The sequence below is a fragment of the Halomonas sp. SpR1 genome (assembly GCF_031010175.1).
GTDB lineage: Bacteria > Pseudomonadota > Gammaproteobacteria > Pseudomonadales > Halomonadaceae > Vreelandella.
In genome coordinates, this window is sequence record NZ_JAUAMB010000013.1 from 63,325 (window position 1) to 77,332 (window position 14,008).

General features: G+C 57.4%; 7 protein-coding genes. All 7 read right to left on the minus strand.

The features are described 5' to 3' along the window. Positions 1 to 2: 2 nt before the first annotated feature. Positions 3 to 3,218, minus strand: coding sequence for an amino acid adenylation domain-containing protein (locus QT231_RS11390; RefSeq protein ID WP_308336979.1), 3,216 nt, complete (start codon positions 3,216 to 3,218; stop codon positions 3 to 5). A gap of 124 nt (positions 3,219 to 3,342) precedes the next feature. Then, on the minus strand, positions 3,343 to 6,531 hold the full coding sequence (locus QT231_RS11395) for an amino acid adenylation domain-containing protein (RefSeq protein WP_308336980.1): 3,189 nt from the start codon (positions 6,529 to 6,531) through the stop codon (positions 3,343 to 3,345). A gap of 25 nt (positions 6,532 to 6,556) precedes the next feature. Continuing rightward, positions 6,557 to 11,197 carry a condensation domain-containing protein gene (locus tag QT231_RS11400; RefSeq protein ID WP_308336981.1) on the minus strand — a complete coding sequence of 1,547 codons (4,641 nt, stop codon included), beginning with the start codon at positions 11,195 to 11,197 and terminating at the stop codon, positions 6,557 to 6,559. Positions 11,198 to 11,242: 45 nt separating this feature from the next. Next, positions 11,243 to 12,244, minus strand: a complete 1,002-nt coding sequence (locus QT231_RS11405; RefSeq protein WP_308336982.1) for a TauD/TfdA family dioxygenase — start codon at positions 12,242 to 12,244, stop codon at positions 11,243 to 11,245. 31 nt (positions 12,245 to 12,275) lie between these two features. Then, a complete protein-coding gene (locus tag QT231_RS11410; protein ID WP_308336983.1) occupies positions 12,276 to 13,013 on the minus strand; it encodes a 4'-phosphopantetheinyl transferase superfamily protein in 738 nt (245 codons plus the stop codon). After that, positions 12,991 to 13,731 (minus strand): alpha/beta fold hydrolase, encoded by a 741-nt coding sequence (locus QT231_RS11415; protein ID WP_308336984.1) that lies wholly within the window; start codon positions 13,729 to 13,731, stop codon positions 12,991 to 12,993. Before QT231_RS11415 ends, QT231_RS11410 begins: the two co-directional genes overlap by 23 nt. Beyond that, the gene (locus QT231_RS11420; RefSeq protein WP_064236157.1) at positions 13,721 to 13,966 is read right to left on the minus strand and encodes an MbtH family NRPS accessory protein; all 246 of its coding nucleotides are present in this window, start codon (positions 13,964 to 13,966) and stop codon (positions 13,721 to 13,723) included. The genes QT231_RS11415 and QT231_RS11420 overlap by 11 nt, the downstream gene beginning before the upstream one ends. Positions 13,967 to 14,008 lie beyond the last annotated feature (42 nt).

Sequence of the window (14,008 nt, forward strand, 5' to 3'; positions counted from 1 at the left end):
CTTCACCCTTCCAATTCGTTGAGCAGTTGATCCATAGTGGAGAGCCGCTGCGCGCGACCACCATCGGCATTCACCTGTTTTAACGTGACTTGTATTGCCATATGCGCCAGCGTCGGATATTCGAATATCAGCCGTACTGGCAACACCTCTCCAAAGCGCTGTGTGAAACGTGCCGATATCTGCGTTGCTAAAAGAGAGTGGCCTCCAAGCTCAAAGAAGTTGTCATGGCGACCCACCTGACCGACGCCAAGCACTTCAGCCCAGATTTCCTCCAGCGCTTCTTCCACCTCACCCTGAGGCGGCTCGTACTGCGAGCTACCGGCCAAATCAGGTGCGGGCAGGGCCTTGCGATCCACCTTGCCATTGGCATTCAGCGGCAGCGCATCGAGGGCGACCACAACTCCCGGCACCATGTAGTCCGGCAATCGTTGCCCCAGCGCCTCACGTAATGAGGTGCTGTCGAGTTCACTATCAGCCTGGGGAACCACATAGGCCACCAACCTGGAACCATTGGGGCCTTCTTGGACGACCACTACTGCCTCGCGGATCTCTGGCTGAGAGAGCAGCTCGGCTTCGATCTCGCCAAGCTCGATACGCAGGCCGCGGATCTTCACTTGATGATCGAGACGGCCCAGATACTCGAGCTGTCCATCGTCACGCCAGCGCACCAAGTCACCGGTGCGGTAGAGGCGTTCCCCCTGCGCAAATGGATCAGCGACAAAACGTTCTGCAGTAAGGTCTGGGCGGTGTAGGTAACCCCGTGCCAACCCAATGCCTCCAAGATAGAGTTCCCCCGCGACGCCAGGCGGTGCCAAGTTAAGATCGCCATCCAGTACATAGGTACGAATACCTGCGATCGGTTGACCGATCGCTACCTGGTTGCGCCCATCCTCTTGGCACGTCCAGTGGGTAACATCAATGGCCGCTTCGGTGGGGCCATAGAGGTTGTAGAGCGCCGTGTGAGGCAGCCGAGCAAATACCTGGTTCTGCAGTTCAGCCGGCAGCGCTTCGCCGCTACATACCAGACGCGTCAGGCTCGTGCAGGCTTCTACCTCACCATGCGCCAGGAAGGCCTGAAGCATTGAAGGTACGAAGTGCAGCGTATTGATGTTGTGGGTACGGATTAGCTCGACCAGTTGTGCCGGTTCGCGATGGGCGCCTGGCGGGGCCATCACCAGCCGTGCCCCCTGCATCAGCGGCCAGAAAAACTCCCATACCGAGACGTCGAAGCTGAACGGGGTTTTCTGCAGCACCGCATCGTCGGCTGTTAGGCCATAGGCTTCCTGCATCCACTGTAGGCGATTAGTCAGCGCATTATGCCGGTTGGCCGCCCCCTTTGGCCGCCCAGTAGAACCCGAGGTGTAAATCACGTAGGCGAGATGTTCATCGTGCAGTGCCACCTGTGGGTTGGTTGACGCATGATGCGTCACATCCAACTGATCCAGTTCAATAACGTTTAGGCTTCCCGCCACCGGCAAGATATCGCGCAGGTGCCGTTGGGTAAGCAGCAGCTCAATGCCGCTGTCTTCGACCATATAGGTCAACCGCTCGGCAGGGTAATCCGGATCCAGCGGCACATAGGCACCTCCCGCTTTGAGAATACCCAACAGCCCTACCACCATCTCGATAGAGCGCTCAACCGCAATACCCACTCGAGTTTCGGGTTTTACGCCTAGACCGATCAGATAGTGGGCCAGACGATTGGCACGGATGTTAAGTTCGGCGTAGCTGAGCGACTGATCTTCGAATACTAGTGCCGTGGCTTCTGGGGTTGCCGCAGCTTGGCGCTCTATCACGTGATGGATGGGTTCGACCGGATTATCAGTTGCTGCGCGGCCTCCCCAATCGAACAGCAATGCTTTTTCCGCATTGTCAGGTAGTTCGATAGAGGAGAGCTGTGTTTCCGGCTTTTCTAATAGAGTTTTCAGTACTTTCTGGTAGTAACCGATTAAACGATGAATTGTCTGATCATCGAACAGATCGGAATTGAACTCTAGAGCACCAACTACTTGATCCTGTTCGATGAAAATATCCAGAGACAGCTCAAACTTTGCACTCGTCTGAGGAAGATCGATCAGTTCGATAGACACCTCATCTAACTGAAGCTGTTCCTCATCAGATCTGAACTGGAGACCAAACATAACCTGAAACAGCGGCTGTCGAACGGGATCCCGCTTTACTTTCCGTTGTTCGAGTAAGACCTCCAACGGCATATCAGCATAATTGAGCGAACCCACTGCATCCTTTTTAACCTGCCGGCATACGTCACGCAGCGTCATGCCTGGATTCACTCGTACTCGAAAAGGCAGTGTCGTGATGAAAAAGCCAACGACTTCCTGAAACTCCTCTTGCTGGCGACCTGACGACGGAACTCCAATCGCGAAGTCTTGCTGTCCACAGTAGCGGGCCAAGACTACTTGCCAGGCCGCGAAGAGTGGCACGAAAGGAGTAAAGCGCTCTTGGTGACAGAAGGCCTTTAAGGAGCTGGCGAGACTGCGATCCAACACGAAACGCTTTGCGCCCCCCCGAAACTCTTGCTGTTTGGAGTAGATACGATCCGTGGTGATTTCCAGCGGTGGGACATCGTCTCCAAGACGCTCATTCCAATACGTAAGTTCCTTGTCAATCTCGCCCGACGCCACTCTCTTATGTTGCTGAAGAACATAGTCACCATACTGCACGGGCAAGCTTGGAAGCTTTGCATTTCTGTCTTGGCTCAACGCCTGGCGATAGGCTTCACTCAGGTCGGATTCGATGATGCGGTTTGACCAGGCATCCGAAATGATGTGGTGAAGGCAAACAACCAGAACGTGTCGGCGCTCATCCACCTTGATTAACCGAGCCACTAGCAGCGGTGGCGCACCAAGATCAAAAACATGCTGCGCGACTTCCTCTATCGAGCGCGTCCGCCTTTCGTCCTGCTCTGGTGCAGCCAGCTCAGAGAGGTCTTCTTGACGTAGAGAAAAAGGGACGCTGGAGAGTACCGCCTGCTGCGGCACGCCGTTGTGCTCAAAGAATCGTGTTCTCAATACACTATGGCGTTGAATTAGTGCTTGAAAGGCGCGCTCTAGCGCCCCTGCATCCACGTTTCCGGTAAGCTGATAAGCACGCGGCTGGTTGTAGGCGGTAATATCCGGCGAATAGCGATGCAGGAACCAAAGCTGCTGCTGGGAGTATGACAATGGCAATACATCACCTTCACGTATTGCTTCAGGCATTCCATCCTGCCCTTCCCTGTCATTCCCATGTGATGTTGCGTCTTGTGAATGAGCCACTTCCTTCATCGATACCCCCTCTTCCTGAACTGCATTACGAATGATGTTGCTAGGCAAACTTGGCATCTCAGTTAGTATCAAGCTCAACTAGCCCGCTCGTGCTGGCCTCAGCACAACTCTCACGTAGAGCTGCGCCCAGCTCGGCAGCGTTGGGATGATCGAATACCACGCCGGGGGCTATCTCGATCCCGAACTGCTTACGGATGCGCGCCACCAGTTTAATCACCAGCAATGAGTGCCCGCCCAGTTCGAAGAAATCGTCATCAATGCCTACCTCGTCACGACCAAGCAGCTCGGCCATGGCTTGGCACAGGTTGGCTTCCACGGCATCCCGGGGTTTCACCAAGTTTTTTCTTTCCACATTTTTTTGGGCCAAGGCTTCCAGCGTGGAGGTATCTACCTTGCCATTACCTAGGCGGGGGAAATGCTCAACAGGTATAAAGCGAGAAGGACACATGGGCTCAGGCAGCAGCACAGTGAGCTGCTCGCGAAGCTGGGCCTGACCCTCAACGGACGTTACCTCGGCGTCAGCGATTAGGAACGCTACGAGTTCCTGGTTATCACCGCCCCTGCCCATCAGGCGAACCAGGCTCTGCTTAACCCCTGGCTGTACTTGCAACACGCTTTCGATTTCCGCTGGTTCAATGCGAAAACCGCGCAACTTGATCTGGTCGTCAGTTCGCCCAAGAAGGCGTACGCCTCCCTCGGGCAGCACGCACGCCAGATCGCCGGTGCGATAGAGCCGCTCACCGGCGATAAAGGGATCTTCGATAAACGCCGAAGCATCGCTATTGAGATAACCGCGCGCCAGTTGGGCGCCGCCCAGATACAGCTCACCTACGGCGCCGGTGGGGGTCGCGTGCAAGTTATCGTCAAGCACTCGATAGCGGCAGTTTGGTAGCAGTTGGGTGAGCGGCAGCGGGCCTGCCATATCTTGCGACAGCGATACCGGGTGCACCATAACGCCCACCGTGGCTTCTGTAGGGCCATAGTGGTTGTATAGTTGGCAATCGGGCGAGATCCGCGCAATGCTCGAAAGCAAGGCAGGAGAAGCTGCCTCGCCGCCTAGAATCACCGTTTTCGGCAACCGCGGGGCTTCGCACTCCAGCAGGGCCTCCAGATGAGACGGCACTATCTTGAGCGCATCGATATCGGCCGCCGACATAAAGTTCGCAAAGTGATCGCCATCCTGCATATCGTCAGGCTCAGCGATCACCAGGCGAGCACCATTGAACAAGGCACCGAACAGCGCCGTATTGCCGAGGTCGGTAGCCAGCGACCCGGTTAATGCCCAGCGCTGGCATGCCGATAGCCCCATAGCCTTGGTGGCACCGGCTACGTAATTGAGCAGTTGACCATGCTCAATTACCACGCCTTTGGGCGTGCCTGTGGAGCCAGAAGTATAGAGAAGGTAAGCCACATCGCTGAGGTCAGGCTCTGGAAACGGCAATGCGCTACTACCCGCCCCTTCCACTTCTCTTGGCAGCCTCACACTGCGGATGCCAGGAAAGGCCAGTGCTGCGAGTTCCGCCTCGCCATATTCAGTGCTCACTACTAGCGCAGGCTGGGCATCCTCAAGCACTCGACGTTTACGGGCTGCGGGCCACTCTGGATCAAGCGGCAGGTAGGCGGCACCTACACGCCATACTGCCAGTAGCAGCACGACCAAATCGGTGGAACGAGGCAGGTTGAGCGCTACGTAATCTCCATGTTTGACGCCCTGATTATCCAACCACCCCGCGATACCATTAATGCGGGCTTCTAATTGGGCGTAGCTCAGCGTGCGGCCCTGCTCCTCAATGGCGATAGCATCCGACGTCGAAGCAGCCCAAGCGGCGATATGGGTAGCTACGCTACGTTCGCCCACGTCGAGCACACTGTCCTCAATCGACAGTAATCCCTGCTGTTGCTCTGGGGAAATAAGCGGCACCGAAAATAGCTTTTGCGCGGGATCGGCTAGACCCGCCTGAAGCAGTGTCTGGAACTGATCCAGCAAGCACTGGGCCGCCGCTCGGCTATAGCGTGATGGGTCGGTGTAGAGAGTTGCCACTGCGCCGCTCTCACTGCGGCCAACGTGCAACGCAAGTTCAAATTCTGCCGATGGCCCTGGCACTTCTCGCAAGCGCCACTGCAAACCCGCCGACTTTAGCTCACTCACTTCCTCTGAAAATGCGAACCCCACTGCGAGGTGGCGCTTATCGGGCAGCGCATCAATTGACCAGTACTCTTGGGCTTGAGTATGCGCCTCTAGTTGCTCTGCTAAACGGGCAATCCAGCTAGAGAAGTCGCTATCCGCGACGCCTTCAACCAGCACCGGCAGCACCTTGTCGAAGAGCCCGATCGCCCCTTGCATCACCTCGTAATCCTGGCGGCAGTCGTGTTGCCAACCACCTATCACACTTTCATTGCCGCTAATTCTGGCGAGTAACGCCCACCAAGCCGCCTGCAGCACTGCCTCTGCGGATACTTGAAGCTCGTCTGCCAGGCTATCGATACGCGCCACTAGATCCGCTTCAAGCTGACAGGCCACATATTCATGTTCTGCCCGCATATCATGGTGGTTCGCTTGCCTGGCAGGTAAGCGGCATGCTCCTGCCTGCTCGGCATGCTGCTGGTGCCGTTGCCAATACTCACGACCCTCTTCGGCGTCATCGTCGTTTTCAAGCGAAGCGCGCCATTCGATAAACTGAGAATACTGTAGCGCCGACTCATCATCGGCCCTCTCGCTCTGACCGTAAGCATCCACCAACGCTGAGCACAGCGACTGCAAACTGCCACGATCCGCCACCAACGCCGAAACAGCCAGTACTAATACCCAGGTTGTTTCGCCAGTTCGCAGGAGCGCTGGACGCACCAGTTCGCCCCTCTCGATAGCCATGGGCCGGTGCTTTAGTGCTTCGCTATAGTCACGAACATCGTTGAGCAGCGCCTCCTCGTCATCGCTGCCGCGTAAGTCTTCATTCCGCCACTCGATGGCAGGCAGGTTTTCAAGCGTTTGGTGGCGCAGCCCGCGATACCCCGCCACGCTTTTCAGAGCCGTAGACAGGGCTTCATGCTGTTGTCTAAGGTCGCTCAGTGCTTGCTCCAGCCGCAAGCTATCAAGTGTCCCTTGAATATCGACCACCATGACATTCGCCTGCGCCGGTGCTGCCTGCTGGGTATTACCTTCATTAGCTTCTGCCGCCACCAACACTGCGCGCTGTTCAGGGCTAAGCGGCCAATGGGCAAGGCTCTGCTGTTCCGTTATCGCATTCATTTATTGACTCCCAAACCCCGTGACTTCATTGACCGACCAACTCGGCATCGGCATTTGCCCCTTGGGCCTCTTCCAGCGCCGAGCGCTCATAGATGTCTCCCATCGCCACTACAATCTTGCGTGGCCCTTCGAAGGGATCCCGGGCATGGGCCGCTAACATGTTGTCGACCATCACCACATCGCCCCGGCGCCAGTCGAAACGCACCGCACAGGCTTCGTAGGCTTCTCCGACAACCTTCATCATCTCGTCGCTAATCACGGAGCCGTCGCCGAAGTAGACATTTCGCGGTAGGCGCTCCTGACCCACCATGCCAAGCAGGTCTTCTTTCACATCAGGCTCAAGGCAGCTGACGTGGTGGAGCTGCACCTGATTGAAGAACACCCGGTCACCGGTCACTGGATGGGTGACTACCGCTGGGCAGCGTGTACGTGTCTGCAGCTCGTCATCACCCAACCACTGCCACTCAATTCCCGCTTCTTTGAGCCGCGCCTCAACCTCTTCCTTGCTATCGGTTTTGAAAAAGTCTCGCCAGCTCACGTCCAGGTTGCGGGTGAAGGTGCGCACATAAAGCAGCCCTTTGCGCTCGAACTCCTCCACCACATCGGCGGGCAGTTGGCGCAACATCTCCCGGCAGTCAACGATCGGTGTGGCACCTCCCACGGGAGAGGGGAATTCGCAGAAGAACAGTTGCTTGCGCGGCCAGCGCTCCAAATGCGAGCTTTCGTTGTGATAGAGAATCATCTGGCGCTCGGGATAGGGGGTTGAACGGTAGGTATTGCGCCCCCCTTCTTTCTTGGGCAGGTCACCATAGTTGCCGTAAAGGCCCGGCTGGATAGCCTCGGCAAAGGCTTCAAATTCTTGCGGTGTAGTCAGCCCAAAGTTACGGAACAGAATGCCTGCATGCGTGCGTAAGTGTTGCTCGATAAAGTCACGCTGGGAGGTGGCCCAGGCAACTGCATCAAGGTCAGCGTCCGTCGCTTCGATCACGAGAGGAAAGACTCTTTTCTCGTCGAGCAATGCCGTTCGTATCGGTGAGTCACTGTTGGTCGAGGGTCGCGCACCTGGCTGGGATTTCAGGCTGCCAAGCTTGTTGAGTTTGGAACCTTTTGAAAGCTTGTTTTGCATGGCGTGTTTCTCCATTAGGGGTAAGCGAAACTCCTCAACGGGCATGTTGGGAGCTTCCACGATTTGCGCTAGTAGCGACTGCCAGGCACCGGTCAAGTGCTCGATGGTTTCGTGTCGGTACAAGGCAGTTGCGTAGACCCACTCGACTGATAGTCCGGTATCACTCTCATCAACGAATACCGCCATATCGAACTTCGACTCCTGCCTGGGTTGAGGCATTACCTCCACCTCAAGCCCCGGAAGTGAGAACCGCTCGGTTGGCGTGTTTTGTAGTACGAATAGGGTTTGTATCAGGGGGGAACGATCCCGCTCACGACTGATGCTCGAAAGCTCGACAATCCGGTCGAAAGGAACAGTTTGATGATCGAAGGCATCCAGCACGCTGGTCTGTACGTGCTCAAGCCAGTGATCGAAATCAATCTGGCCATCAGCCAAGCGAGATCGTAGTGGGATGACATTGACGAAAAAGCCAATTAACGGCTCAACATCGGGATGGCTACGGCCGGCGACATCGGTTCCCACCACTAGATCTTGTTGACGGGTCTGGCGGTGCATCAACAGCTGAAAACTCGCCAATAGAAGCGTAAATAGCGTGGTGCCACGCTGCGCGGCAAGCTTGTTCAACGCTTGTGATAGGTCTGGACTCAGTACCATGCGCAGGGAGCTCCCAGCATGTGATACTTGGCTGGGCCTGGCGAAGTCCGCTGGTAGTGTTGAGAGCGAAGGAGCATCACTTAGATAGCGGCGCCAGAAGGTTGCGCTTTGCTCAAAGGCTTCTCCCGACAGTGCTTTCTCATGCCAAGCGGCATAGTCCACGTACTGAATACCCAGATCAGGTAACTCGGATTCCTTCCCTTCCAGTAATTCCCCGTACAAAGTGGCAAATTCCCGAATGAAAACGCTCGTTGACCAACCGTCGAACACAATGTGGTGAATAGTCAGCATCAAGGCATGCTCTTGTGCGCCAAAACGCAGCAAGCCCACCTTTATTAAAGGGCCAGTGGCAAGATCAAATGGTGTGTTCGCATACTCGGCGAAAGTATCTTGCAGATATCGCTGCTGTTCTTGCTCTGAAAGATCACTGCAATCCAAAACAGGCAGTTCGATGTTTAGATGATCTTCGATAACCGCGATGGGATCGCCACGCTCACTTTCGGGGTAGTGGGTACGCAATGCTTCATGCCGCGCAACGATGGTATTAACGGTTCGTTCCAGAACCTCTATATTCAATTCCCCTTTCAGGGAAAACAGCGCAGGAAGGTTGTAGGCGGCTCGCTCACGGTCACCCGCCTGACTCGCCAAGCGATCAACTAACCAGAGCCGACGCTGGACAGGTGCTAAAGGTAGCTCCACATGGCGGGAAATCGGTATCAGTGGATTCTGACCACCTCCCTGATGGGAGGCCGCAGGATCTGCTAACCGGCGCTCTAATTCATCAACTACATCACCAAAGCGCGGCTTTTCCATGACGGCTCTAGTAGGGAAATCAATCGCCCAATGCTCGCTAATGCGTGAAGCCAGCTTCACCGCCGCCAGAGAATTACCCCCACTAGCAAAGAAGTGGGCATTGCTCCCCATTGGCGTTACCTGGTTGTCGCCCAGCACTTGGCACCAGAGCTTCGCTAGCGTCTGCTCCGTTTCGCTCCCAACTGTTGTGCTAGATTGCGATGCCTCTCGATCACTGGCGTCATCGTCGCCACCGCTGACAAAATGCCCGAAGGCGTGAATGGCGTAGGCGTCCAGGCTGCCCGCCTCCCAGCCTTGACGGCAGGCGCTGCGCTGTAGCTTGCCGCTGGAGGTCTTGGGAAGGCCGCCGGGGTTGAGTAGTATCGCGACAGAAAGGGGCTCATGGCAGGCGGATCCTACCGCCTCACTAAGCGCCTCGATCAACTTCTCGGCGGGCACCAGCTTCTGCATACCGCGGGAGACTTCTGCCGCCACGCCTATCCCCTCAGCGCCTTCCGGGGTAGTCACGGCAAAGGCCGCCACGCGCCCCTTACGCACCGCTTCCACCTCGGCTTCGATAGCGCTCTCAATATCCTGGGGGTAGACGTTATTGCCGCGCAGAATGATCAGGTCTTTAATACGCCCGGCGATATACAGCTGCCCTTGGTGTAAAAAGCCTAGATCGCCGGTACGTAGCCAGCGATCGTCTTGGGCGTCGTGGCCCTGTGCATTGGTATCGTGAGCGTCGCTATCGTGAGCCCCGGTACGTTGCCAGCTAACGCCATCCCGGGTAACAAAGGTTTTGGCCGTGGCTTCGGGGTTTTGCCAATACCCATGTGCCACGCTGGGCCCATTGACCCATATCTCGCCGACGTCGCCTTCGGGCAGGGAGTGAAGCCCCTCTGGATCGACAATATCGACTGTGTGACCTGGCCCCGGCGTGCCGCAGCCCACCAGCGTGTTGCCTTCAACCGCTGAGGCGGCCTTACCCTCGGCCAGCGACTGTTGCGAAAAAGCCGTACCCACCACGCCTGTACCGCGTGAATTACAGCTGACCAATAGCGTGGCTTCGGCCAAGCCATAGCAGGGGGCTGCGGTGTCAGCGGCGAAGCCCGCCGGGTGAAAGCGCTCAATAAAGCCTGTGAGGGTTGCGTGGCGTACCGGCTCGGCACCAGAGAACGCGACCCGCCAGCTGGATAAATCGAGTGCCTCAAGCTGTTCGTCGCGGATGCGCTCAAGGCACAGCCGGTAGGAGAAATCGGGGCCACCGCTGATGGTGCCCCGGTGGCGGGAGATCGCTTCCAGCCAGCGTACCGGCCGCTGCAGAAAGAAGGTCGGGCTCATCAGCACGGCGGGGATGCCACGATAGATAGGCTGCAGCAGGCCGCCAATCAGCCCCATATCGTGGTAAAGCGGTAGCCAACTAACGAAGACATCGTCAGCACCAATCGAGAAACCTGTCTCGATTGCGCGCTCGTTGGCCATTAAGTTGCCATGGCTCACCATCACCCCCTTGGGCGTAGCCGTGGAGCCTGAGGTGTATTGCAGAAAGGCGATATCATCGCGCTTGGGGCGATGCTCGACCCAGTGTTCCGCGCGGCTCTCATCTACGGCATCCACGGGGATCAATTCGGCGCTACCGAAGCCCTTGCTGGCAGATGCGACCACATCGATAATCGTCGTAGAGGTAAGCACACAGGCGGCCTGGGAGTCGGCGGCAATGGCGAGCAGACGTGCCAGGTGCTGCTGTTTGGCCGACTCCGGCGGAAAGACCGGCACGGCAATCACCCTGGCATATAGGCAGGCGAAGAATGCCACCACGTAGTGCTCATCGTTATCCAGCAGGATCAAGGCACGCTCACCTGCCGGGAACCGCTGCTGTAGCTCGCTGGCCAAAGCGCGGGAACGCCGCTCCAGGGTGGCATAATCGAGGGTGATTTCACCTTGAGCGTTCACCACAATCAGCGCCCTGTCGCTGGGCCTTTCCCGGGCCAGTCGACTTAAATGCTCGACATAGCTTCTAAAAACGTCGTTGTAGTTTGCGTCGTTGCAAGATGGGTTACTGAAAGCTGTCTGAGCGTGCCTAATATTCATATGCGTACCTGCTGGAGCTCCTGGCCGTGGGGTGAGGCGTTATGTTCAGTCGTTGGAGAGGTTGCCGTGGCCTTCTGCCATGGCGACGACGACTTTGCGCGGCCCTTTAAAGGGCGTGCGCGCATGGGCGACCAGCATGTTGTCGAGCATCAACACATCGCCCGCTTGCCAGGGGAACATCACCGTTTCTTCGGCCAGTACGCCGCGGATCTCATCGAAGATGGCATCGTCAATGGGGCTGCCATCGGCAAAGAAGACGTTGCGCGGCATGTCTTCGGGGTCGAGCAGCTCTTCGAGCGATTCACGCACTTCTGGCTGCAGGTTGGAGACATGGAAAAGATGGCCCTGGTTAAACCACACCTGTTCACCGGTGACCGGATGGGTCTCTATGCTTTGGCATAGCTGGGTGGTGCGCAGATCGCCGTCGGGTTTCCACTCACAGCGAATCCCCGCGCGTTGGCAGAATGCCTCCACTTCGGCGCGGTCTTCGGTGTTAAACACCTTTTGCCAAGGCATATCGAAATCGCCGTAGTTGCGTACGTAGAGAATGCCGGGGGCAAAGCGCTCGCGGATCTCTGCTGGCATACGGCGGTAAATGGCGCGGCTATCGGCAATCGGCGTCTCTCCCCCTTCAGGGGAAGCGGTGACACAGTGGAACCAGATTTTCATCGGCCACTCGCGGGTATAGGCCTGCTCGTTGTGTAGGGGAATATGTTGGTGAGCGGGGTATTCGGTGGAGGTATAAATGCCCGATGACACCGCTGAACGTGGCGTGGAAGCGAACTCGTAACTCAGCAGCGGATGACCAAACGCAGCGGCAAACTGCTGAAAATCGTCAACGGAGGGAACATCGAAACCTCTTAGCAGCACGCCGCCCACCCTGGTCACCAGAGACTCGATATCCGCACGCAAATCGCCGAAGGCTTCCAGCAGCGGCTGCCCCGGGTAGGTGGGAGAAATCATAATGGGCAGCTCTGAATCAGCAGGCCCCTGACGTTTGGATATGGTGTTGGCTGGTTGCGTTGGTGCTGTGCTTTGGCTGTCCATTATTAATCTCCTAAAAAGTCGTTAAGTAGCGTTAGCACTGGGTGGCGGGGGCATGGCCCGTATCGAGATAGCCCTTATCGATATAGCCCTGATCGATATAGCCTGAATCGACATACCCCAGGGCAGCGGCATAGCCACTCGGCGCGGGCAGCGGCCATGCTTGCAAAGGTGACAAAACGGGAAGCGAGTGCTCAAGGCAGTAGCTAGTGGGTGGCACTGAAGATGGGCTAACCGAGAGTGCCTGCAGGTGGTCAGCGATTCCCAAACCCAAGGTTTTGAGCACCGCTTCTTTAACCACCCAGCGCTCCATAAAGGGCAGCGTGGCGCCGCCAATGTGGTCGCGCTGCTCGCTAGGCGATAGCACCAACCCGTGTAGCGGCGCCAGTTCGGCCTCGGGTCGGCGACGCTCAATATCGACCCCTACCGCGCCACCAGGAGCAAGCGCGATCAAGGCGGCATTGCCAGAGTGGGAGACATTGAAGGCAGGCCCATCAGCGCCTTCCAGCGCTGGTTTGCCGTAGGCGTTTCGGGTAAACACCAGCTTTTCTGGTGCTATACCGGTGTGCGCTGATAGCAGCCGCCGCAGGGCAGCGCGTGTCGCCACAGCGCGCACGACATCAGCGTGATGGCGGAGCCGTTGGGCGCGCTGCCACTCGACTCGGCTAAGCAGTCGAGCATCGTCGTCGGCCACCGGGGCGTTAAGGTCGAGCGCCAGGCACCAAACCTCAAGCCCTTCGGGCACCCCTTCAGCTAACCGCAGGCGCTGCATGGGGCACCTCCTCTAGCCGCAGGGTCAGCGTCTGTTCGATGGCCGCCAGCACTTCCGCTTGCTGCTGACGGATAAAGAAGTGTCCTCCCTCGAACCAGCTCAGCGAGAACGCCCCGCCCGCTTCGCGCTGCCATGCTTCCAGACGCACCTTCTCGATATCATCACCAAAGCCTGCGAAAACCTTGACCGGGTAGTCGAATGGCACACCGCCGCGATAGCGGAAACTGCGACAAAGGCGATAGTCCGCCGCCAACACATCCAGGGTGAGGCGCAGCAGCTCGGGGCTTTCGAACACTTCCTCTGGGGTACCGCCCTGTTGGCGCAGATCCGCGATTAAGGCCTCGTCATTATCCAGCCCCGCCAAACGCTCTGGGTCGCGCATTGAAGGGGCCGCACTGCCTGAGGCGAATAGCATCCGTGGCTGAGGGCGCCCCACATCGCGCAGGCGTGCCGCCATGCCGTAGGCCAGCAGCGCCCCCATACTGTGGCCGAACAGGGCAAAGTCGCCGCGCATCCGCGTTGCCTGCTCTTCGCACAGCCGTACCACCTGGGTTTCGAAGTCGTCGATCAGCGCCTCACCCAGGCGTTCGCCACGCCCAGGCAATTCGACGGGATATACCTCGACCCAGGCGGGCAACTGGCGTTTCCAGCGCAGATACATGGTGGCGCTGGCCCCGGCGCAGGGCAGGCAGAGCAGCCTTAAACGCTTAACCTGCATTCACCTGCTCCGCCTCGGCGCTGGCCTGCTCATCCATCCACTGGCGCAGCGAAAGTGGCCGCATATCAGTCCAGGTCTTTTCGACATAGGCTAAGCAGGTTGGCTTATCGCCAAGCACGCCGGTATCCGTCCAACCGGCAGGAATCGCCTTCCACTCTGGCCATAGGGAGTACTGCTCTTCATGGTTAACCAGTACGCGGAAAACACCATCTTCACGATCAAAACAGCTTGTCATGGGTCTAACCTCACCGTTGCCTAAGGAATGAGAAATAAAACG